We start from the raw sequence: 23,708 nt of genomic DNA, 5'->3' as shown, positions 1-23,708 counted from the left end.
ATATGACAATTCTACATGATGGATATATTTTTTACAACCGTTCATTTTTATAATCCGAATTCTGGATGCTCCAGGGAACTTTTTCCTAAATATGTTTACATTCTAGTACTAATCCTATAAACTTGATATATACAATACTTAGAGGTGATTTGAAAATGAGCGGAACAAACGACAGGAAGCGTGAATATGCAAGGCTTATAATAAACCTTGGTGTGAATATTCAAAAAGGTGAGCCACTGGTTGTAAAGGCTCCCATTGAGGGGGCGGACTTTGTAAGGATGCTTGCAGAGGAGGCATACAGCAGAGGAGCCAGCGATGTTCACATAAACTGGTATGATGACAAGCTTACAAGGATGAAGTATGACAATGCTCCAATGGCGGTATTTGAAGAGTATCCCCAGTGGAGGGCGGATGCTGAAAAATACTACGCTGAAAAGGGCTGTGCCTTTGTTTCAATATCGGCAGTCGACCCTGAGGTTCTTCAGGGGGTTGATCCCAAGAAGATTGCGGCCTTCAACAAGGCAGCTGCAATAGCCAACAAGGAAAACATGAAATACACCATGAATGACCTTAACTCCTGGTGTGTCCTTTCCATACCCACATCAGGCTGGGCCAAAAAGCTCTTCCCTGAGTTGGATGAGCAAGAGGCTGTGGATAGACTTTGGGAAGCTATCTATGAAGCCACAAGAATGAATATGGAAAATCCTCTAAAGGCCTGGGAAGACCATCTGAAGGCCCTTGCAGAACGTGTGGAGTACATGAATAAAATGAACTTCAGGTCCCTCCATTACAAATCCTCAAATGGAACCGACCTTATGGTTGAACTGCCCCAAGGGCACATATGGAGCGGTGGTGGTGGAAACAACGCAAAGGGAGATTATTTCGTTGCAAACATCCCAACCGAGGAGGTCTACACCATGCCTCACAAGGATGGTGTAAACGGTGTTGTCTACAGCACTAAACCCCTTAACAGAAGTGGAAACATCATAGATGGTTTCAGGTTGGTCTTTAAGGATGGCGAGGTAGTTGAATATTCAGCCCAGAAGGGAGAGGAGTTCCTTGCTGAGCTGTTTGATATGGATGAAGGAGCAAAGAGGCTTGGAGAGGTAGCTCTTGTTCCCTTCAGCTCCCCAATCGAGAAGGCGGGAATCCTGTTTATGAACACTCTCTTTGACGAAAATGCCAGCTGCCATTTTGCCTTTGGAAAGGCCTATCCAACAACCATCAAGAATGGCCCTGACATGTCCGATGAAGAGCTTTCAGAGCATGGAGTGAACAACTCCCTAACTCATGTTGACTTTATGGTGGGTACAAGTGACATGTCAATCGTTGGAACAAGCCCGTCAGGTGATTTGATTGAGATATTCAAAGATGGAGAATGGGTAGTTTAACCTTTAAAAAATGTCCGGAATCGATTAATATCGATCCGGACATTTTTACGCTTCCTCAAGCTGTTCAATTACATATGTTGGAAGTGCGAATGCTCCCTGGTGAAGCTTCGAGTTGTAGTACTTGGTCTTTAGACCAAAAGCTTCCCACTCCTCCCTTTTGTGATCCCTTGTGGGATGCAGCCCCTTGCTGGCAAATCCGAAAAGCCAGTGACCGCTTGCATAGGTCGGCATATGGAACTGGTATACCTCGCATACATCAAAGATTGACTTTAGCTTTGCATGAGCCTTCTTCATCTCCTTTGCATAGTTTGGGAAATATGGGCTCTCATGCTGATTAATGAGAATCCCATTCTCATTAAGGGCATTGTAGCAGTCAGTGTAGAACTCCCTGGTGAAAAGACCTTCTCCAGGACCTATTGGATCTGTTGAATCCACAAGTATAAGGTCGTACTCATCCTTCTTCTCCCTGATGAACTTTATACCATCCACGTAGTTGTGGTTAACTCTAGCATCATCAAAGCTTGAGGATGTCAGTGGAAGGTACTCCCTGCAAAGCTCCACAACCCTCTGGTCAATTTCAACAAAATCAATTGATTCAATGTGTTCGTATCTAGTAAGCTCCCTGACTGTTCCCCCGTCTCCGCCACCTATTACAAGTACCTTTTTTATGCCTGGGTTGACTGCCAAAGGAACATGGACGATCATATCGTGGTAGATGAACTCATCTTTCTCATTCACCATCATAAGGCCATCCAAGGTAAAGAACCTGCCAAAATCATATGAATCAAAAAAAGCTATCTTCTGAAACGGAGTCTGCTCTGAATAGATCTGTTCCTTAACCTTTATTGAAAACTTACATGTCTCCGTACTTTTCTCCGAATACCAAAGCTCCACAAAATCCCTCCTAATAGTTTCTTCCATAGTATATTTCGTGCATTTCCTGAGTTAGCTTGTCCAGAATCTCTGCCCTCTGTCTTCCCGTCAGATCCTCCTCATTCAGCTCAAAGAGATAGTTATCCAGTACGAGCTCCTTTAGAATCATTTTGGTGTGGAATATGTTCTCCTGGTAAACATTCACATCTATACTGTTGTACATATCCCTGGTTTCCTTTGATATATACTCCTGGATGGAGTTGATCCTGTGATCCTTGAAATGCTTTGTTCCATCCACATCCCTGGTGAATCCCCTGACTCGGTAATCACAGGTTACGATGTCCGAATCAAAGCTTCCAAAAAGGAAGTCCAATGCTTTTAGAGGTGAAATCTCTCCACAGGTTGAAACGTCTATATCTACCCTGAAGGTCATTATCCCCCTGTCCGGGTGATATTCGGGATAGGTGTGAACGCTGATGTGACTCTTGTCCAAATGTCCAATCACGTTCCTTGGATTCGCGATCAAATCTCCTTTGTTGCATGATGGATCAACATTTATGTCCGGCAAAGGCTCCTCTGTTATAAGAAGATTCACGCTTGCTCCTTGAGGCTCATAGTCCTGCTTGGCTATGTTAAGCAGATTCGCTCCTATTATGTTTGTTACCTCCACAAGTATCTCTGTCAACCGCGTGGAATTGTACTGCTCATCAATGTATTCGATGTACTTCTCCTTGTCCTCAGGTGATACCGCATAGCAGACATCGTAAATGTTAAAGCTAAGGGTTTTTGTGAGATTGTTGAATCCATACAGTTTTAATTTTTCCATTTTCCATCCCTTTCATTCTATATTTCACACAAATTTATAACTTTCAATTCTATGGAAATTCATGATTATTGTATACTATTATAGCATGTTATTCAATAAAAACGAACGAAAAAAATCGGAGGGTTAATCCCTCCGACCATTGATTCTCTTAGTTTCTGCCGCCTCTTCTCATCTGTCCGCCGCCTTGGCCGAATCCGCCTTCCTTGGCTCCAAAGCCTTCTCCATCCATTGCTCTAAGTCCATTGCCCTGTCCAAAGCCTCCGCCTTGACCGAAAAGCCCGGTTCCCTGTAGAACCTGTCTTTGTGTTCCATCACAGTTTTCAAATGCAGCAAGTATACTGCTTGCTTCTTCTTCTGATATCTCACCAGCGTCTACCATTTCAGCGATCATACTTTGCTTCCCAGCCAATGCAGCTGTTTGGAAGGCTTCATATACTCCTTCTTCTTTGGCCAACTCGCCAAATGTCATGTCCTTCTCCACCTTCAATTCGTAAGCATCAGCCTCGGAGATTCCTTTCTCTCCTGCGAAGATAGCTGCAGGTCCCCAGCTTGCATCTGCAAATGCAACGTTCATTGTTCCAAGTACCATAACTGCAACTGCCAAAACCAAAATTGTCTTTTTCATTTTTCAACACTCCTTTTCTTGTTTTCTTTCTATGGTTTAAGTATAAAGAAAAGTTGTGATGAAAATATGATGAACAGGTGTAAACTTTATTTATTTATTGGAATTTCAAAATAAAAATCAGATCCCTTTCCAGGTATGCTCTCCACACCATATTTTATGTCATGTGACTCAAATATGGCCTTTGTTATGGAAAGACCAATTCCAGATCCTCCGCTGACTCTGTTGCTGCTGTTGACCTTGTAGTACCTGTCCCAAATATGTTCAATCTCATCCTGTGGGATGCCGCTTCCTGTGTCACGAACATCTACCCTTAATACATTGTCCCTCTCTGTCAGTACAATATCAACATTGCCATTTTCCGTGTGGGCAATTGCGTTGGATACTAGATTATGGAATACCTGCTCCATCCTTCTTCTATCAGCCCATACATAAAAGCTTTCTCTTTCACCCATAACATCCAGCTTGATATTCTTGCTTTCTGCAACTATTGAGTACTTGTTGACTGCAGATCTTGCAAGATCCATCATATCAACATCCTCCTGCCACAGTTCCATGTTGCCTGACTGAATACGTGACATATCAAGGATTTCATCCACCATCCGCCCAAGCCTTTCAGATTCCTCTATGATTATATCAAGATTCTCCCTTCTTATGACAGGGTCATCCTGGTGAATATCCCTGCTCATTTCTGCATAGCCCCTGATAAGTCCCAAGGGGGTCCTCAGCTCGTGGGAAACATTAGCCACAAGATCCTTTCTCAACCTGTCAACCTTGGATATCTGCTCAGCCATCTTGTTGAAGTTTACCGCAAGTTCTCCAATTTCATCCTCTGCTTCAACATCCACCCTTGCCTCCATATCACCTGCAGCCAATTCGTTAACGGATTTGTTAAGATTTTTGATCGGTCTCAGGAAAAATCTCGAGAAGAATGTTCCAATCAATATGGAGACCACTACAAGTATTGCTGAAATGATCAATAGCTGTCTTTCAAGAATCTGAACAGTTTCGTTTATTGGCTCGATTGGAAGGCTAGTTGTAATTACAGTATCCCCATCCTCCAATAATTTTGAGTAGGTAAAGAGCTCAGTACTCTGCCTTTGGTGAACCATTGTGGTGGTAGCTTCCCCTGTCCTAAGGAGATCCTCCAAATACTCCCCTCTAAGAACCCTGAATCCAGCTGCCTGTCCTCTTCCCATTGTGTTACCTGTTGAATATATAATCCTACCATCAATGGTACTAACCTCAGTTGCTATGTTTCTTTCCATAAATACGCTTTCTGCATTGTCTAAAAAAGCTTCAGTATCATCATAAAGCTCACTTAGTTGTTCAGTTGTTGCCTTAAGTATTTCCACCCTGCTGTTCATATAGCTACCTTCAAGAAAAACCCTCTGATAGACCCACAGAATCCCAACGGATAATATGGTCACGAGGAGCATTCCCAGAATCAGCTTGTGGGATATTTTCCTCATTATTTTTTCTCCCCTGTGTCCAGTTTATAGCCTACTCCCCATACAGTATCAATCAAATGCTTGTAGGGTTTGAGTCTCTCCCTGAGCATCTTGATATGGGTATCAACAGTCCTGTCCTCTCCAAAGAAATCAATGCCCCAAACGCCATCGAGAATCTGCTGTCTCGTAAGTGCCCTATTCCTGTTCTCCACAAGATACACCAAAAGGTCATATTCCTTCGGTGTCATTTTAACAGCTTCTCCATCCATGTAGACTGTGTGTCCTTCAAAATCCACCTTGATTCCTTCAACCTGGAATATCCTGGGCTCATCCTCTACCTCTTTATTATTTCTCCTTATGACTGCCTTTAGTCTGGCCATCAATTCCTTGGGACTGAATGGCTTTACCATATAGTCATCCACACCAAGCTCAAAGCCAAAGAGCCTGTCATACTCCTCACCCCTGGCTGTCAGCATTATGATTGGTACTGAGGACTCCTTCCTGATTTCCCTCAACACCGTCCAACCATCAACCTGTGGCATCATAACATCCAGCAGCACCGCCTGGTACTCCCTCTCCGAGAATTTCTCCAACGCCTCATTCCCATTATCTGCCTCATAGCAAGTGAATCCTTCAGAAACCAGGTATTCTCGTATAAGTCTTCTCATTTTCATTTCATCATCAGCAACAAGTATATTACCCATGGCAATCTCTCCTCTACCTTCGTTATACCCAATATTTCAATATTTTGTCCAACTAAAATCATTGTATGATATTTCTGTGATAAAAATGTGATGAAAAAAATAACAGGATTTCTCCTGTTACTCCTTGGTTTATCTCTTTACGTTTATCTTGTTCTTCAGCACAGCATACAATATGCTTGCAGCGACCGCTCCGAAAAGCCCCTGCATGATGTTTGCCGGATAGTTCACAAGTGCTGCCTTCATTCCATACATGAATATCTCTGCCGCGTAGTAGCCGGTCGCCATAACCAGGCCACCGATTCCAGCCGCAAGAAGTGGCATTTTTCTTCCCCAGGCCGTGTCAAAAAGCATTCCTGCCACAAAGCCTTCCAATCCTTTTGCCACAAAGGTGATCGGTGCATACACTCCCCAACCAAGCAGGATATCTGCAAGTGCTGATCCAAGGCCTCCTACCAGAAATCCTCCCTTTTTGCCAAACATAAAGGCTGCCATAAAAATTACCATATCTCCCAGGTTCAGATAACCGACACTGGCAGGCGCCGGTATTTGTATAATCATGGTCATTACTACTGTAAGGGCCATAAAAACACCATAGGTTACAATGCTGTTTGTTTTTGACATCTCTACACCCCATTCGCTTAAATTGTATCGTTACGCTATTTTGAAAATAAGTATTGTATCTACTTTTATAATAACACTTTACTCGAAATATTACAATACCTTCATTTAGTTTCCCCATAAAAAAAGAGCTACAGCCAGCCCTTTTTCCTTAGGAATCTTATCATAAATGCAGTTATAAGACCGGATATCAGCCAGAATATGAGATATCCGTATTTCCAGTTAAGCTCTGGAAAATATATGAAGTTCATTCCATACACCCCTGCCAGAAATGTAAGAGGAATAAATATTGTAGAAAAGATAGTGAGTATCTTCATTACTTCATTGGTTTTATATCCAACGCTTGAAAGGTATGTATCAAGCATCCCTGAGCATATGTCTCGGTAGGTTTCTACAATATCGATCATCTGTATCACATGGTCGTAGATGTCTCTGAAGTAAAGGGCCATCCTTCCATCTATCTCCGCAAATTCTCCTCTTGCCAGGGAGCTAGCAAGATTTCGCGTTGGCCAGAGTATGTTTCTTATATACACCAGCTCCCTTTTGAGATGATAAATACTCCCCAGAATATCCTTGTTGGGATTCTCAAGTAGTTCATCTTCAACCGAGTCGATTTTATCGCCAATGTTCTCCAGTACAAGGAAATACTTGTCCACCACTGAGTCGATAAAGCTGTAATAAAGATCCAGAGCTCCATGCTTTCTCAAGGATACTGAATCCTTTATCCTATCGTGAATATGCTTAAAGCTGTCTGTGTCATACTCCTGGAAGGTAATCACAACATTTTCAATCAGCAGGATTGAAATCTGCTCCGTATCCAGAAATCCATCCTCCTTGAAGAACACATTCTTTGTCACGGTGAAAAGGTAGCCTTCATACTCCTCAACCTTTGGAATCTGTGCAATATTTAGAATATCCTCCTGTACCAGGGGATGGATGTTGAAGATGTCACTTATTTTTCTTACTATATCTGGATTCTTCAGTCCTATTACATCAAGCCAGATTGTGCTGCCATCGTTTGAGGTTTGGAACTCATCAAAGGACTCAAGCTTCTTGCTTTCAACACTGTCCTCAGTATACCTGGTGACAATTAACTGCTGCTTGCCATCACCTTCTCCTGTGTACTGCAAGGTTCCAGGTGGAAGGTTTACTGTTTTTCCGATATTTTTAGTTTCCCTACTCATGTCATCGCCTCCAAGGCATAAAAAATAGGCAGATTTCTCTACCTATTTATACCCAATTATAAACTTAAATCAGTGTGCAGCGACTCCGTTTGCAGTTTTTGCTCTTTTTTGTGCTGCAATCGCAGTGTTAAGCTCAATTCCTTCATTACGTATCAGCATAAATGATGCTATACTTGAAAGCACATCCGCTATTGGATATGATAGCCATACACCTGCTGCTCCCATATTGAAGCCCTTTACCAAAATAAGGGATATGGGAAGCATTATGACCAGCTGTCTTAACACAGCAACAGAAATGGACATCCTCGCCCTTCCGCTAGCCTGGAAATAGAATATTGATACATAATACATGCTTATTACTGGAAATACCGCAATCATTGTCCTAAAGGCCTTTGTAGCCTCACCGATAATTGCCGTATCCTCAATGAATATTCCAATCAGCTGTGGTGCAAATGTCATTGCAACGGCCCACATCACAGAAGAGGTAAGGGTTGCATATGCAATTGTCTTTGTCATCAGTGCTCTCAGTCTTGTGAAATTTCGTGCTCCCACGTTATATGCGGCAATTGGCTGCATGGCTGATGCCATGCCAAATATTGTTATAAAGAGGAACATGTATAGCTTTGATACGACTCCAAGAACTATTATTCCCTGATCCCCTACTGTACTGGTGAGAAGACTACTCAGAACTCCCATAAGGATTCCGTCCTCGGCCTCTATAACAAAGGCTGATAACCCAACTAAAAGTATTGGTGCAATTAACTTATGGTCCAGTTTATATTTCAATGGTATATTGTACATTTTTCTCATCTTTGTGTAATGATAGAAAGCATATGAGAATCCTGCAATCTGTGAGAATGCCGTTGCAATGGCAGCTCCCTGCACGCCCATTCCATTTCCCTGTACAAGAATGAAGTCCAGAATTATATTTATTACCGCTCCAATGCTTGTACTTATAATTGATATCTTTGGGTTACCTAGGGCTATCATATTGTGGGAAATAAAAATGGTCATACTTAAAAACGTGGTACCGATAATTATTATTCCAAGGTATGTAGCCGCCAAACTGCTAATGTCTGGCCCTGCCCCCATTATTCCAACAATCTTTTCTCTAAAAATAAGTATTCCAATTACAAGTGGAACCATTACAGTGAATACAAGAGAAAATCCTGTTTGAAGAACCTGTCTTGCCTTACCGATATTGTTGTTTCCGTTGTGTCTAGAAAAAGCCGTAGCTGTTCCCACTGCAATCATGATGCTCACTGCCATCAGTATTCTCTGTAGAGGGAAAACCACAATAAGTGCTCCTATACCCTCTCCACCTACTTCTCTTCCCACGAAGAAAGTATCCACCATGCTGTACAATTCACTGACCAGCATTGATAATATTACAGGTATAGAAAATCTGAAAAGCAATTTGCTGATTTTCTCCACCCCAAAATCCTTGTTACTCATAATAAAACCTCCAGTTGATATATATATATATTATCATCCTGGAGGAATTAAGCCATTCACTGGCTTAGGCAGTATTTAGGATTGTTTTGGGCAAATGGGAAAAAATCGTTTTATACAAAACCTTAAAAAAGTACATTTTTTTTACTGTTTCTGTCCATAGTTCAAGGTATAGAGTATGCATCCATTGGGCTTAACTGTTGCAATTATGTTAAAAACAGTAGCTTTTCTTCCATAGTAGAAGCTTACATTGGGATGTACGTAATTATCCAATAAGGTCCACTGCTCTCCAGACAATCTCTCTGGCTTTCCCAGGAAGATCCACTTGTCATAAACAGAACCGTGGCTTTTGTTGAGGTCATATTTTGTAATCTGAAAGTCCCCATCCATGTTGTAGAGGTTAATGGAAATCTTCTTTTCCTTAAGCTTGGTGGGCAGGCTGTGACTGTATATGTCCTCCTGAGTTACCCTTGGAGGATTGTATAGGAGTATCTGGTAGCCTTCCTCCGACCTGCACACCAGGTAACCATCTCCCTTGTCCAGAATCTCCTCTCCCAGAAGGGAGAGAAACTTGTATGCATAGAATGATGGCTTGTTCAGGTAGTTGGCAGTAAACAATCCACTTCCGCCAAAAAATGTCTCATTGTCAAGAACAGTGTCCTTGGTTATCTCATCCATCATCTGAAACACCATCCTCTTGTTCTCCACTGTATAGCTGTAAAGTATGTATGGAGCCATGAAAAGGGTGTCGTGATTGTGGTTTATCTCCTGGGTAGGAAATACGGGTTCAAGCTCATCGGGACTCTTTTCAAGCCACTTATCCAGATCGGGATAAATATGTGAGAAAGTTCTTCTAAAGTCCTCCACAATGTACTTCTCCACGTACCTTGTTGATATCACAGGAAACAATCGAAGGTCTTCCAGGAATTCAAGAATATTTTCAACACGGGTCCAGTTAATGAACATCCTGTTCTTGCCTCTGTAGATATCCATGTCGTCAGAAAAAAGGTTGTTCACAATGCAGTACTTGAAGCCTATCTCACTTTGGATTTCGCGAAGAACCTTCCTGTTTTCCTCCTCCAGAAGCAGTGAAATGTCCCCAAGGTCTATTACAGTAGGCTTTAGGGCCTTTTCAGCAGACTCCTTTTTAAGGTCAATATCAAGCTTGAAGATTCTGTTGTCGAAGTTGAACCTCTCGTATTCCGATAGGTAGGTTTCAAGATATGGAAGGGCTTCCTTCAGGCTCAAGTAGTGAATTTTTCTCAGCTTTTCCAGCTGCTTTTCCGATACCTTGTTCTTTTTTCTGTATTGGAGGGGTGTCAGGTTATAATGGATCTTAAAGTGCTTGTTGTAGTATCTTGGATGTGAAAAACCCACCTCATCGGATATTTCACTTATTGATTTGTCAGTATCCAGAAGCAGCTTTGTTGATTCCTCCACCCTTATCTGATTGAGATATTCATTGAAGCCATGACCAAACACTTCCTTGATCTTGTAGGACAGGTACTGTGAGCTTAAAAACTCCTGCTTGGCCAAATCCTGCAGGCTTACCCTGTCCATGTAGTTGTTGCTTAGATATTTCATTATCCTGTGGTATCGTTCAAGCTGAATTTCATCCTCCTTAAGGCTTTCCTCGTCATAGAACAGGTAATGAAAGTTGTTCAGCAGGTGGTACATAAGGGAAAGAAGATTATCCACTATTTGGTCTTCATGGTCATCAAGCTTAGAAACCGCTTCATATACCAAAATTGAAATAAGGGTCCTCAACTGGTAGTATTTCTCCTCTTCCTGGGCGTTGTCATCTGATGTGTTGGTGTAATAGAAGGTGTCCCTTGCATCCTCGTAGTATTTCTCAAAAAAGCCAGGGTCTATCTGCAGAATCAGCACCAGGTTCTCACCAATTCCCTCCATTCTATAAACCTCATTGGGGTTTATGATCTCAAGCTCCCGCTTGTCAAGGACATAGGTTTCACTTTCGATACCTATCCTAACCGAACCATCCAGGACAAAAATAACCTCGATGGCATCCTGCCAATGGAGGGGATACTGGTCGATTGAAGCCAGAAATATGTTGATGGGCAAATCCTTCATGTATTCAACGTATTCTTTTCTCATAATATATCCTTTCTAGATTGTTACATCCCGATCATCTGTGTGCTATAATATATAGTCAATCAGTATTTGATTACCCATTTTATACGGAGGTGTCCCATGGAAAAAGAAAAATATGTCCCGGAAATAAAGTCAGCGCTCAGAAGCAGATCCGTAGTGGTACCAGAGGTCATCTACAGAGCCAGCGGAATCAAAATCCTGGGAACCAGGATCAAGTCCCTTCTTTTCTCAACGGATGTTGCAATCATAAAGAACAACAACGCCAACTCAATAATCGCTGTATATCCATTTACACCACAGCTATCAATCACCCATGCAATTCTTGAAGTTGCCAGCGTTCCTGTCTTCGTCGGCGTTGGAGGAGGACTCACATCTGGGCCCAGGTCAATTCAAATTGCCCTTCAAGCGGAGCTTTTAGGTGCATATGGAGTGGTTGTGAACGCCCCAACGAAGAATGAAGTCATAAGGGAGATGAAATCTGTAATAGACATTCCCATAGTTGCTACGGTCGCCTCCCTGGAGGATGATTACCTGGGCAAACTGGATGCTGGAGTAAGTATACTGAATGTTTCTGGAGGACACAATACATCTGAGATGGTCATGGAAATACGTTCAAGGGTTGGAAAGGAGGTCCCTATCATAGCAACTGGCGGACCGACGGATGCCAGCATATTAAGTACAATTGATGCAGGTGCAAATGCCATTACCTACACTCCCCCATCCTCGAGTGATATCTTCACAGATGTTATGAAGACATATAGAAACCTATATTAAAGACCCTCTATAGGGTCTTTGGTATTTGACCTATTTCTCAACCTCAAAATAAATTGTTCCTGCAAACTCGCTCTTGTAGCTTATCTCCAACTTTCCCTTGCCCTTTGTGTAGCCTGTAACTCTGCAGCCGATTTGGGAATCATACATTTGTCCACCATCCAACAACTCAAAATAGCTGTCAGGAATTTTTCCCACACCTGCGACATAATTAATATCTGTCTGAACAATTGTATGGCTAAAGCTAAAGGATGTTTCAAAAAGTTCTGAAGGTCCTGTATTTGACAACACCATCTGATTATCTGTTATTACAAGCTGTACTGGATCATTTAGATCTGCACTTCCCCATATTGTGTCTATGGCATAAATGACCCCGGTGTAGGTGCCTGTCAGCTTTCCTTCGGTATTGTCTTTAATCGGTTTTTCCTCTATGTGATTCTGGGCATCCTCAGCCTTGGAGTTGTTCTCAACAGCTACAACTGCACCGTCATACCGGTCCTCTTCCAATCCAGGCTCTTTCTCAGAATTTGACTTGTCTTCCATTCCAAGATCCACCTCAGGATTGGTATTGTCCTCAAGCCCCAATCCTGAAAAGTCCATGTCCATTATCAAACCTGCTTCCACGATATCCTTGGCTATCAGCAAAACAGATGAGTCAAATGCAGGGGTCTTGTATCCTCCAAGTGCTGGGCTGCCAGCTTCACCATAGAGAAATTCCAGCTGCTCCGCTGTCTTCTCCCTTGATGCCTGTTCAATCTGGTCTAGACTCTCAACAGCCTTCTCAGTTAATTCCACTCTTTCCATTTGATCATTTTTCTCCTCCAACCTGCTTATGATCTGATCCTTGTACCGATTGTCTTCATCCTCAATAAGATCCTTTGATATGTTGAATACATCCATTGCATCATCATATATTCCAAGTATTTTCTCAAACTTGTCCTTGTCCAGTCTGCCGATTGTATTCTCAAGCACCTTCAGCTCACCCAGTGACGTAACAACAACATCTGAGAATGCAGAGGCTATTTCCTCATCTGTAGCATTTGAATCAATTAGCACCATCATGCTTTTGCTGGCACTTGTGTATTTCTGGATCGCAAACTTTGAACCGTAGCCTATAAGCCTGGCTGTTCTTGAATCCTCTCCCAAGGCGTCCTTGGCAATTTCTCCAATCCATTGCTCCTTATCCTCCAGCCATGCTATTCCATCCCGAATAACCTGACTCCCTGCACTTCCATCAAGTAACCTCTGCTTCTCCAGTTCCTCCGCATCTCTTTTCTCATCCTCGATGTCTTCCTTGCTTATGCCGTAATAGCTTCCCACAACTGTAATTGATGCCTTATAGGTAACAGTGGAGGCCTTTTCAAGGTATTTTCCCACAAAGCTTGCAGTGGACTTCCTGGCACTTGACAGCTTTTCCTTCATGGATGCGAAAAATCCCTTTGAAACCTCACGGTTTTCCTCTGCTCCCCTTTTAGGTTCCTGAATAATCTCCACTGCCGTTTGGAGATTATCCTCTCCCTGTGCGTATACAGGGGTCTCAAGGTATTGCTGCAGCTGAGCCAGAAAGACCTTCAAGGCCTCCAGTGTAGGCTCTTCTGACTCCCAATCATAGGACAGCTCCTTCCCAAGGCCATTTGATTCCAAAATGGCTTTTCTATGTCCAAGAAACATTTCCTTCTGTAGTTTCAGCGATGATTCCAAAAGCTGGATTTCTGTTTCATTTAAAATTCCATTTCTCTCAACTTCATCGATTTTGTCCATGTCACTTTCAACTGATGAAATACTGTCCTCAACTGCCCAAATGGTTGCAAAAGCATCCGCCCTTCCAAGGTGGTCAAGACTTTTAATCAACTCGGCAATGTTCAGGTATTGACGCTCCACATAAAGGTCATCCCTGGAAAACTGAGCTACAATATTATCCATTTCCATAAATATGTACTCGTTGTCCACCATGCCCAGATCCTCAATTACATGGTCCCTGAGCAGCTGATGGTCTTCTGTAATTTCCATGATCCTCTCAAAGGTAAGGGCTGTCAACTCCAGTCTTTTCATTGCCAGGTCATAGTCCTGCCAGGCCTTCAGAAAGGGATCCTGGCTATTTGCTTCCTCAATGGCTTTTATGTGAGCCAATAATCCGGCTGTTTGAATCATCTGACCGGTGTATCTGTCCCTAACCATCTCATAGACCATTTCAATTTCGGGGTCCAGGCTGCTAAGCTCCCTGTAATCCTGGAGAACCTCCCACTGAATTTCATCGGACAATCCCAGAAAATACTCAAGGTTTAAGACCATCACCTCTGAAAGCGACATAATGTTGCCTATAAGGGTCTGCCTGTGCTTAAGGTACTCACTTTCATTAAATATTCCCTCCAGATGGTCTGGGGTATAAAAAGGACTTGCAGCAAGATAATCCACAAGGCTCTCCTTTGGGTATCCATAAAGATCAACCCCTATGGCTGATTCAGTATCAGAAGATCCTTTGGGGTTACTTGTCACTTCCTTACCACAGGATGTAAAAATCATCACATTAAAAAACATCATAATTGCAAGCATCAAAGCCACTTTTCTCTTCATTGGAAAGCCCCCTTTTGGACATAGGATTTTATTATTTTAATTCTACCACTTTATCCACTTAAAGACCACACATTAGGTTGATTTTATCGATCAATAGATCATTCAAAATTATTCTTGCTTTTTTTAAGATTTAATTGTAAACTTATATTATTAAATTTAGGTTGACAATAGGAGGCCACATGAAAATTACAACACGGGAAATAACACTAATATCTCTATTTTCAGCACTTACTGCAATTGGTGCATTCATTTCCATTCCCTTGGGACCTGTTCCCATAACACTGCAAACCCTCTTCGTCCTGCTGGCGGGCTTTTTACTGAAGCCTCGCTCTGCAGCTCTTTCACAAATTGTCTACATTGGAATTGGTATGGCAGGAGTCCCGATTTTTTCTGGATTTACTGGAGGGATACAGTCAGTACTAAAACCAAGCTTTGGATTTCTCGTGGGATTCGTTGCTGCAAGCTTAATTGCTTCAGTTCTTTCGAGAAAGCATCCCACACCCATGGGTATTTTTTTTGCAGGAGCAGCTGCCACCGTCTCCATGTACATAATTGGAATCCCATATATGGCTTTTATCCTTAACCACGTAATGGACGGGGGTTTCTCCTTTACGGCCATTCTTAATATGGGACTCCTTCTTTTCCTTCCTGGAGACCTGCTGAAGCTAACAGTAGCTACTTATCTTGGTAACAGACTCCGAAAAATTCTGTAAAAAAAGCATGCTGGAGCTCCAGCATGCTAAATATACTCATCTTCTTTTCTGATGGAAACCTCTCCTGAGTAGACCGTCTCTAGACCTGTGCTAAACCTTACCTGAAGCTCACCATCGTTGTTGATACCCACAACGTGACCTTTTCTTGAGTTACTTCCTTGAATTACAATAACATCCTTGCCAATTACTGCAGATTCCTCCCGACAAATTTCAAGAACCCTATCCATATCTTCTCCATCAATAAAATCCAGGTAAAACTCATCCAATCTATTTAGGACAGCTGCAAACAGATCCTTCCTATTGATTGCCCTATTACTTTCAATTAAAAGAGATGTGGCGCTGTCCCTCAATTCATAGGGAATCTCTTCATTAGATTGATTTACATTTATTCCGATTCCGATGATTATATGATTGATGGTGCCCAACTCACAGTTCATCTCTGTCAGTATCCCAGCTACCTTCTTCCCTTTAATCACAATGTCATTGGGCCATTTTATCTGGGACTGGATCCCCATGTCAAGAAGTCCTCTGTTTACAGCTGCCGCTCCCAGTAGTGTCAGTTTGGCTACCTTTGTGGGATCAGTATCGGGTTTTAGAATAACTGAAAAATAAAGGCCCTTCCTATTTGGCGATATCCACTCCCGTCCAAGACGTCCCCTTCCCTTTGTCTGCTGCTCTGCAACAACAACTGTACCTTCGTTGTTTACAGCCGCAATCTCTTTAGCAGTCTTGTTTGTGGATTCCAGGGAATTGAAATATATCACCCTACTCCCAACTATTTTTGTGTGCAGGATCTCCTTAATCTCATCGTAATTTACAATATCCGGGGATGCCACAAGCCTGTATCCCTTTCTGGTAACCGACTCAATCTGGTAGCCATCAGCTTTCAAAGCCTTTACATGCTTCCATATAGCTGTCCTGCTTAGGCCAAACTCCTCAGAAAGCTTTTCTCCAGATAAAAACCCATCCACTTCATGTAGTCTGTCCAAAATCTTATGCTTCATTTGCACCCCTCCTTTATGTACGAAAAAAGGGTTCTCACTGGAACCCTCCTCAATCTAGATAATCTCTTTCAGTTTTCCTGTAAGTTTATACTCTGTTTTCTTAAGCTCCTGGATGTTCCCCTTTCCAAGCAGCATCATCAGTACCTTAAGCTTGTATAGGTTGCTTTCAAGATAATCCTTTGCATTTGCATAGCCTCCATGCACCAGATATGCAAGTAGCTCCCCACTTACGGCAGCTATGTCTGCACCAAGAACTAAGGATTTTACAATATCAATGGAGTTTCTGATTCCCCCAGAAGCTATAAGTCTTGCATCATCAGGCAGATGTCTACACTGTACAAGGGATGCTGCCGTGGGTATTCCCCATGAATACAGCTCCGAAAAATCAACCTCGTGGCTTCTCAGATTCTCTATCTCAATAAAATTGGTGCCGCCATAGCCAGATATATCAATATATCTCACTCCTGCATCGTAGAGTCTTTTACCAACAACGTAGGAGATCCCAAAACCGACCTCCTTGACTATCAAGGGCTTGTCAACATTTTTCGCTATTTCTTCTATGTTTTTCAGAACACCTCTGAAATCCCTGTCTCCCTCTTCCATAACAAGCTCCTGGGCAAGATTAAGATGAAGCTGAATGGCATCACCTTGAACAATTTCAATTGCCCTTTTTGCTTCATCAACTGAAGCAATACCACTTAAATTGGCAATTACTATTCCTTCAGGGCCAACAATCTCCCTGACCACCTTGAAGGACTCCACACTATCATCGTCCTCAAGAGCTATGGTCTCGGAACCTACAGCCATTGGAATTCCAAGCTCCTTAGCAAGTGTTGCCAGGTCCTTGTTTATTTCCTGGGAAAAGTCAGAGCCGCCGGTCATTGCATTTATCATTATTGGATTGTTTATTTTCTTACCAAGAAACTCAGTACTGGTGTCAATCTCATCAAAGTTTAATTCCGGTAATGCATTGTGGGCTATAAAAACATCCCCCAGCAATGTATCTCCCCTGTAGGAAGTCTTCAGATAGTTTTCAATATGTTCTTTCTTTCTTACCCTTCGCATAATTACACCTCTTTTAATTATTCTTGTGGCAAAAAATCAATCCACTAAGTAATTTCCGAACATGTTTCTGACAACTTCCTCTGCTTGAGCTCCATCGCTGATATAGTAGCTGATACCACCTATATAGCTTCCCTCTCCCGGCAGTGTTTCCGTTTCCATGGCTTCCACATCTATCTTGTTTGCAGCTAGAGCTCCCTTAAGCATTACACCAATTGGTATATTGGTTTCAACATTGTCAAAGTATGTCTCGATCAACTTTGGAAGCTTCAAAAGATTCCTAGGCTTTATGGTCTGCTTTACAAGCTCCTTCATGAAGTACTGCTGAGTTTTGGTCCTTCCAACGTCTCCATCGGGATACCCCACAGTCATGGCGTTGTTATGTCTGAATCTTAGAAAGTCATGGGCATTCTTGCCATCAAGCGTCTGTACTCCCTTGTCTATGTTGATGTTCAAAGGAGGCTTTGCAGTGGGGTCGCTGTATCTCATGTTGAATGGAACCTCAACGGTCACTCCGCCAATAGCATTTACAACATCCTGAACTATCTGATAGTCCACCTTAACATAATATTCCAGGTCAATGTTGAGCAGATTTTCCACTACCTCTACTGTGTATTCTGCTCCACCATATGCATGTGCTGCATTTACCTTGTCCTGTCTACCCTGTACGGTTGTTCTTGTGTCCCTGGGTATTGATAGAATGCTGATTTTTCCAGTATCCAAGTCTACACTTGTCAACATCAATGTATCAGTTCTGGTTCCCTTTGACTGTGTAACATCCTGTGCATCTACACCCATAAGCAGGAATAATATATCATTTTTCTCTTCTTCAACGGGGTCCTCTGTTCCATTTTCCGTTTCCAATGGATCTGGATCTGTGGCAACTACAGTATCATTTTTGAATATTGTATTTGCCAAGATACCATAAAAAACGCCAAAAAGGATGAAAGAGGCAATAAACACCGCTATAAACTGTTTTTTCATAATACACCTCATTTGTTTTTATGCTACATTATATAATACTATAATTAAGGTGTATTTACAATTATTTATCCAGCCAGTTGTATTACAATTTGGATACAAATCACATTTTCACCGGTATTGTTACTTCCAAAAAGAAAAGGGCATCAGCCCTTTTTCTTTTCATTGACCAAATCCAGCAGGATGGCTTTTCTGAGTTCCCTCAATTTTTCCTCGCCCTGCAGATATCTAATAATCTCCATTGCAAGGTAAACTGCGGTGGCTGGTCCCCTTGAGGTTAGTATGTTTCCATCTCTTACTACCAGGTCCTCCTTATATAAGGCTCCAACCAGTTCTCTTGCATATCCTGGATAGCTGGTAACCTTTTTCCCATCTATTACACCTGCATCCGACAGCACAATTGGTCCGGCACATATTGAGGCAATCATTTTACCTCCATCTGCAAGGGTCCTTACCAGGTCGGTAACTCTTGAATCATCCCTTAAATTTGTTGCTCCTGGAAGTCCTCCTGGTATGAAGATTCCTCTATAATTCAAAGGGTCCTTGATGTTGTCTATCATAACATCACCAATCACCTTTATTCCATGAGCTCCCTCAACCTCCAAATCCTTCTCCGTGGAGACCATTTTAACCTCAATTCCGGTTCTCCTTAGATAATCCACAACAGTCAGAGCTTCAACCTCTTCAAAACCATTGGCCAGCATTACTAAAACCTTATTCACCTTGATCACCTCCACTGCAGAATTTAGTGTTATTGTCCTAAGACATCAGCCTCTTTTCTCCTTCAAGCGCCCTTAGGGGTGCTATGTCCATTGTATGCTCAAGAGTTCCCATAAACTCTCCGTTTTCATCCCTTACTGCAAAATACTGTATAAGGACAAACTTATCACCCATTTGAATCCAGAAGCTCTCTGAGTCCTTCCTTCCACTCTTGAAGTCGTTTACCAGGTCTTCCACTATGTGTGCACTCTTTGGAGGATGGCAATTCTCAACTGTTCTTCCGATTATAGCCTTTGTTCTGGCAAAAATTCTCTCCTTACCCTGAGAAAAGTATTTCACAATATTGTCCTTGTCAACAAAGGTGAAGTCTCCTGGGATGTTGTTTAGCATAAGCTCAAGCTCTTTAGAAGACAGTATTCCCGTCTCAAACTTTACAAACCCACTTTCAGTGATTCCCTTGTCCTCTTCCTTCTTTACCACATTTACCCTTTTAAGCTCCCATTCCTTTTGAGGTGGTATGACAGCATATCCTATTTCCTCGGAGCCTTCGTAAACCTTGATCCACTCGTCCTCTGTAAGGGTATCCAGGGTCATTGGAAACAGGATGCTCTCTTCCTTGAAGATCATGTCCACAGCCTGTTCTGTTGCTGCAAGTATCTTCTCCTTTACAAGCTCCTTGTCACCAGAGTAGTCAATAAGCTCTTTCTTTGCCGCCTTTATCTTTTCCCTGATTTCATCGTCCACTCCCCACATCACCTGTGGAGGAGCAGTTATTCCAGCCTTTTCAAGATATGGAAATATAAGGTTTTCCTTCCTGCTGTAATGCTTGTCTATGTCCCAGAGAAGATTTATATCTTCAACAAGCTTAAACCTGTTATCGTCGGAATCATCCTCCATGAACCTCTCAAGATCCTCAGGTATAACCTCTTCCATTATGTTTGTCAATGCCATGTTCTCCTGACGGAGGGTATAGACCGGGTGTCCGGGAACCTCATCAGGATGATGTATCTCCTCTATGGAGCCCTTGAAGACCTCCGCATGGACATCACATAGATTCTGGATTTCCTCTATGGGCAATCCGTCCTTTACCAGCTCAACCTCCATCCTGGATATGTCCAAGGGCGATGTGCCTTCTAGAACATCTGCAAACTTCGCCTTGACCTCCTGTACTGTTTTCCCCTCGTGCAGCTCCTTGATTACCTCCTTGAGCTTTTCAAGCTTTTCCTTGTCGTATGGTTTTTTGCTTCTATTGTCAATCAACTCGCTCATTGTATCACTCCTTATCGTAAACTTTAATATATATACCCCTAAATATTGTTAATCACACAACAAAAGGGCCTTTCGGCCCCTTGTGAACTCCACTTACTTGAATTCTCTCAATACTCTTACGGACTCTTCTATATACTGATCAGCAAGAGCCAGTATTCCATCATCCACTATCATATTGTTATCCCTTATTGCTATCCTGTATTCACCAATCATGCTTGATGTTACATATCCGTCATTTGCTGCTGTATTTTCGTAGGACTTGTATACATTATCCAATATCTCTCCACTATCATATGCTGCAATGGGAGTATTTGGAAGTCCCTTGTAGTAGGCAGTTAGCCTGTTTTCATACAGGTCGAGTAGCTCTTCCTGTCTAGGACCAGATACATACCTGTTCAGGTAGTTTTCTATCCTTAGAATCCTTTCTGCCAGTTCATCAAAGGTTATTGTCAATGCTCCGTCACTGAATGGTTCCTGGTCAGATTCCATGGCCATGATGTCGATGTATTCCTTCCACTCATCGGTTACCTTCGCTTGATACTCCTTAAGGCTTGAATAGTCTATTACAGCCTCTACCTGACCTTCCCTGGTTATGAGCTTGTAGTGGTTGTCGTATGCATTCTGTACCACTGCCTTAAGTTCTTCATTTCCAATTTGAGCAATCATATCAGGATCAAACTGGACACTGTTTCCCATCAGTTCACTAAGCTGACCCTCCTGGTCAAGCTCCATCAAGTCCCTGTTTATGTCTCTAATCTCTCTCTTTAGGGCATTCTCTAAATTATCCAGCATATAGTTTCCTTCCAATTCTCCAAGAACCGGCAGGTTTTCAGCCATGAATTCCTTGATGATAGCTGCTGATGCTCTCTCGTCCTCAACGATTATCCTGAATTCCTCCATTATCATTTCCTTTTCGTCTTCCTCAGCTTCCTGGACCGGCTCCTCTTGAACTGGAGGTTCAGCCTCAGGCTCCTGTACTTCCTCTTCATTGTTTCCGCAAGCTGCCAGAGCCAAAACCATTGCAAGAGAAACAAGAATCAACATCCATTTTCTATTTGTCATGTCTGCACCTCACTTTCATTAAACATTTCCCTAAATCATATATACCCAATAAAAGAGACCTCCCATATGGGAAGTCTTTACAATTCAATTACAATTACAGTGCACAGCCCTGTAATATATTCATTTCCTTGAGTCTCTTATCAATTGATGCTATGACCTTAAGCTTGTCCCTGCTCCATTTTGGTTCATGTAGAAGGGACTTGTCACCATCCCCTGTAATTCTGTGTACAACCATTTCCTTGGGGAGAATTGATATTATTTCGGATATTGTTTCCACATACTCCTTCAGAGTCATCAAAGGAAAGGGTCTTTCCAAAAACATTGTGTACAAATCTGTATCCCTTTGTATGTACAGGGAGTGGAGTTTTATCCCCCAGGTATCTGTCTCTCCAACATATCTTGCAGATTCCAGGATCATCTCTCTGGATTCATGGGGAAGTCCCACTATCAGATGGGTCACCGTTCTAATTCCCCTCTCTTTCAATTGTTCAACCGCTTTTTCATAGGTTTCCAAGGGATAACCTCGCCTTATAAGCTTTGCAGTCTCTTCATGAATGGTCTGAAGTCCAAGCTCAATCCATACAAAGGTCCTCTCGTTCAGTTGGGACAGGTAATCAAGCACCTCCTCCGGCAGGCAGTCCGGTCTTGTTGCAATTGCTATCCCAACTATTTTAGGATGGCCAAGCACTGGTTCAAAGACCTCCTTAAGTCTTTCAACAGGAGCGTAGGTGTTTGTAAATGACTGAAAATATGCTATGTATTTATCAGTCTTCCATTTGTTACCAAGTAGCCTGATCTGTTCATCTACCTGATCCTGGACCGGGCCAAGCCTTGAGGCGAATTCTCCAGCCCCCATCTCCCCACAGAAAATGCAACCCCGGTCACCCTTATGACCGTCCCTGTTCGGGCAGGTGAAGCCTCCGTCGATGGAGAGCTTTGCAACCTTTCCCCCGAAGGTCTCTCTCAAATAGCCGCTAAGATTGTTGTATCTTTTCCCTTCATTCATTATTTTCGTCATCTCCCACAAAAAGGTGGGCCAAGGCCGATACCATCTTCTGGGTTACTTTCTCTGGCTTATCCCAAGCAGCTCCCTCTCCATAGGGATGATTGTACAGGGCATATATCCCCCTGAACCCCTTTGAATACAGGTCCTCGTATCCTCTAGACAGGCTGCCGAATACACCGATTACAGGAATGTGGTTCTTCTGTGCCATTTCGACTGTTGCCATCATGCCCCTGTGCATCCTTCTGGGGTTTCTCACTTCCTTTGAGCCAACTATTACAAGGTCCGCATCCCTAATCTCATCATTCACTCCTGTCATCCTTACAAAGGACTCAATAAAGGAGACTATTTCCGCCTTTAGAAATGCAACCACTCCAGCTCCGGTTCCACCACCCGCTCCGGTTCCCTTTATTTTCTCAACATCCACTCCCGTGGCCTTTTCAACCTCCATGGCATAGTTTCTAAGTCCCCTGTCAAGTGATTGGATCATCAAGGGACTAGCTCCCTTAAGGGGACCATACCCGTAGGCTATACCTCTTACACCAGAATAAAGGTCGGTATAGTCAGTTACAAGGGTAAATCTTGATTCCTTTAATCTCTCATCAATATTTGTTTCGTCTATCTCCCTGATTGCATAAAGTCCGCTGCCATTAAGGGTTATTGACTCACCTTCCCTATTGAGAAACCTGTATCCAAGTGCAGAAAGAAGCCCCACTCCACCATCATTTGTAGCTGAGCCGTGGGTGAAGATGTAGAAATCCCTCAAGCCTCTGTCCAATGCATTCTTTATTAAAAGTCCAGTGCCATAGGTAGTTGTAAGTAATGGATTTAGCTCATCCTCTTGAAGTCTTTCAAGGCCTGATGCCTCCTTAAGATCTATTACAACCTGATCTCCTCCCATAATGCCGTATCTTGCAGTAATTTTTCTGTAAAGGGGGTCCGTAGTTTCTGCTGTAACTATTTCCCCACCAAAAGCTGACACCTGCGCAAGGGGACTATCCCCCCTAAGCAATGGATAACCGCTTGTCTTAGCTAAAGGAATTGATTCCCTTATTCCATTTTCAATGTGTTTAACAGTATCCTCTGGAGTCAGAGCCTCTCCAAGGCCACAGTGTGCAATAACAATCTTCATATTTCTCCCTGCTTTCCATATTAAGTATTTATATAGTTTTTATCCTTAACTCCTAATAAAACTTAAATACCCGTAAAATGAAATCTTACACCATAATCAACTACAATGACCATGCTGTCAGAAAATCATATAGAAATAAAAAATCACACCAATAAACTTTAGCTTTTTCTAAAATTCGGTGTGT

21 protein-coding genes are annotated in these 23,708 nt (G+C 42.5%); 3 read left to right on the top strand and 18 right to left on the bottom strand.

Annotated elements, in window-relative coordinates; genetic code table 11:
* Positions 1-155 precede the first annotated feature (155 nt).
* Positions 156-1,391: an aminopeptidase gene (locus tag ACKVDP_RS09170; RefSeq protein ID WP_409228527.1), complete on the top strand. Its 1,236-nt coding sequence runs from the start codon at positions 156-158 to the stop codon at positions 1,389-1,391.
* 45 nt (positions 1,392-1,436) lie between these two features.
* Here the strand turns inward: ACKVDP_RS09170 and speE are convergent, their stop codons facing one another.
* From speE to ACKVDP_RS09125, 9 genes are all read right to left on the bottom strand, one after another.
* Positions 1,437-2,285 (bottom strand): polyamine aminopropyltransferase, encoded by an 849-nt coding sequence (speE, locus tag ACKVDP_RS09165; RefSeq protein ID WP_409228526.1) that lies wholly within the window; start codon positions 2,283-2,285, stop codon positions 1,437-1,439.
* Positions 2,286-2,295: 10 nt separating this feature from the next.
* Positions 2,296-3,090, bottom strand: coding sequence for an adenosylmethionine decarboxylase (speD, locus tag ACKVDP_RS09160; protein WP_409228525.1), 795 nt, complete (start codon positions 3,088-3,090; stop codon positions 2,296-2,298).
* Between the two features lie 148 nt (positions 3,091-3,238).
* Positions 3,239-3,715, bottom strand: coding sequence for a hypothetical protein (locus tag ACKVDP_RS09155; protein ID WP_409228524.1), 477 nt, complete (start codon positions 3,713-3,715; stop codon positions 3,239-3,241).
* 86 nt (positions 3,716-3,801) lie between these two features.
* Positions 3,802-5,184, bottom strand: coding sequence for a sensor histidine kinase (locus tag ACKVDP_RS09150; protein WP_409228523.1), 1,383 nt, complete (start codon positions 5,182-5,184; stop codon positions 3,802-3,804).
* The gene (locus tag ACKVDP_RS09145; protein ID WP_409228522.1) at positions 5,184-5,867 is read right to left on the bottom strand and encodes a response regulator transcription factor; all 684 of its coding nucleotides are present in this window, start codon (positions 5,865-5,867) and stop codon (positions 5,184-5,186) included. The genes ACKVDP_RS09150 and ACKVDP_RS09145 overlap by 1 nt, the downstream gene beginning before the upstream one ends.
* A gap of 129 nt (positions 5,868-5,996) precedes the next feature.
* Positions 5,997-6,488, bottom strand: a complete 492-nt coding sequence (locus ACKVDP_RS09140; RefSeq protein WP_409228521.1) for an ECF transporter S component — start codon at positions 6,486-6,488, stop codon at positions 5,997-5,999.
* A 128-nt stretch (positions 6,489-6,616) separates the two neighbouring features.
* The gene (gene corA / locus ACKVDP_RS09135; RefSeq protein WP_409228520.1) at positions 6,617-7,669 is read right to left on the bottom strand and encodes a magnesium/cobalt transporter CorA; all 1,053 of its coding nucleotides are present in this window, start codon (positions 7,667-7,669) and stop codon (positions 6,617-6,619) included.
* A 69-nt stretch (positions 7,670-7,738) separates the two neighbouring features.
* Positions 7,739-9,124 (bottom strand): MATE family efflux transporter, encoded by a 1,386-nt coding sequence (locus ACKVDP_RS09130; protein WP_409228519.1) that lies wholly within the window; start codon positions 9,122-9,124, stop codon positions 7,739-7,741.
* Between the two features lie 141 nt (positions 9,125-9,265).
* Positions 9,266-11,236 carry a helix-turn-helix domain-containing protein gene (locus ACKVDP_RS09125; protein WP_409228518.1) on the bottom strand — a complete coding sequence of 657 codons (1,971 nt, stop codon included), beginning with the start codon at positions 11,234-11,236 and terminating at the stop codon, positions 9,266-9,268.
* Between the two features lie 96 nt (positions 11,237-11,332).
* Between ACKVDP_RS09125 and ACKVDP_RS09120 the strand changes: the two genes are divergently transcribed.
* Positions 11,333-12,007 (top strand): hydrolase, encoded by a 675-nt coding sequence (locus tag ACKVDP_RS09120; protein ID WP_409228517.1) that lies wholly within the window; start codon positions 11,333-11,335, stop codon positions 12,005-12,007.
* 30 nt (positions 12,008-12,037) lie between these two features.
* On the opposite strand, the gene ACKVDP_RS09115 is transcribed toward ACKVDP_RS09120, so the two are convergent.
* Positions 12,038-14,578, bottom strand: coding sequence for a hypothetical protein (locus tag ACKVDP_RS09115; protein WP_409228516.1), 2,541 nt, complete (start codon positions 14,576-14,578; stop codon positions 12,038-12,040).
* A gap of 179 nt (positions 14,579-14,757) precedes the next feature.
* Here ACKVDP_RS09115 and ACKVDP_RS09110 point away from each other — a divergent pair, with 179 nt between their 5' ends.
* Positions 14,758-15,291: a biotin transporter BioY gene (locus ACKVDP_RS09110; protein ID WP_409228515.1), complete on the top strand. Its 534-nt coding sequence runs from the start codon at positions 14,758-14,760 to the stop codon at positions 15,289-15,291.
* Positions 15,292-15,317: 26 nt separating this feature from the next.
* Here ACKVDP_RS09110 and ACKVDP_RS09105 read toward each other — a convergent pair whose 3' ends face one another.
* The 8 genes from ACKVDP_RS09105 to ACKVDP_RS09070 form a co-directional block, all read right to left on the bottom strand.
* A complete protein-coding gene (locus ACKVDP_RS09105; protein WP_409228514.1) occupies positions 15,318-16,295 on the bottom strand; it encodes a biotin--[acetyl-CoA-carboxylase] ligase in 978 nt (325 codons plus the stop codon).
* Positions 16,296-16,349: 54 nt separating this feature from the next.
* Positions 16,350-17,360 carry a type 2 isopentenyl-diphosphate Delta-isomerase gene (gene fni, locus ACKVDP_RS09100; protein ID WP_409228513.1) on the bottom strand — a complete coding sequence of 337 codons (1,011 nt, stop codon included), beginning with the start codon at positions 17,358-17,360 and terminating at the stop codon, positions 16,350-16,352.
* A 36-nt stretch (positions 17,361-17,396) separates the two neighbouring features.
* Positions 17,397-18,341: an LCP family protein gene (locus tag ACKVDP_RS09095; protein ID WP_409228512.1), complete on the bottom strand. Its 945-nt coding sequence runs from the start codon at positions 18,339-18,341 to the stop codon at positions 17,397-17,399.
* Positions 18,342-18,484: 143 nt separating this feature from the next.
* Positions 18,485-19,060: a DJ-1 family glyoxalase III gene (locus ACKVDP_RS09090; RefSeq protein ID WP_409228511.1), complete on the bottom strand. Its 576-nt coding sequence runs from the start codon at positions 19,058-19,060 to the stop codon at positions 18,485-18,487.
* 37 nt (positions 19,061-19,097) lie between these two features.
* Positions 19,098-20,327, bottom strand: coding sequence for a DUF438 domain-containing protein (locus ACKVDP_RS09085; protein WP_409228510.1), 1,230 nt, complete (start codon positions 20,325-20,327; stop codon positions 19,098-19,100).
* Between the two features lie 93 nt (positions 20,328-20,420).
* On the bottom strand, positions 20,421-21,389 hold the full coding sequence (locus ACKVDP_RS09080) for a hypothetical protein (protein WP_409228509.1): 969 nt from the start codon (positions 21,387-21,389) through the stop codon (positions 20,421-20,423).
* A gap of 94 nt (positions 21,390-21,483) precedes the next feature.
* Complete coding sequence (locus tag ACKVDP_RS09075; RefSeq protein WP_409228508.1) at positions 21,484-22,395, bottom strand: TIGR01212 family radical SAM protein; 912 nt, start codon at positions 22,393-22,395, stop codon at positions 21,484-21,486.
* On the bottom strand, positions 22,388-23,524 hold the full coding sequence (locus ACKVDP_RS09070) for a glycerate kinase (protein WP_409228507.1): 1,137 nt from the start codon (positions 23,522-23,524) through the stop codon (positions 22,388-22,390). The genes ACKVDP_RS09075 and ACKVDP_RS09070 overlap by 8 nt, the downstream gene beginning before the upstream one ends.
* Positions 23,525-23,708 lie beyond the last annotated feature (184 nt).

Source organism: Gudongella ferriphila, assembly GCF_046224405.1.
Classification (GTDB): Bacteria; Bacillota; Clostridia; order Tissierellales; family Tissierellaceae; genus Gudongella.
This window is presented reverse-complemented; position numbering and strand designations above follow the sequence as displayed.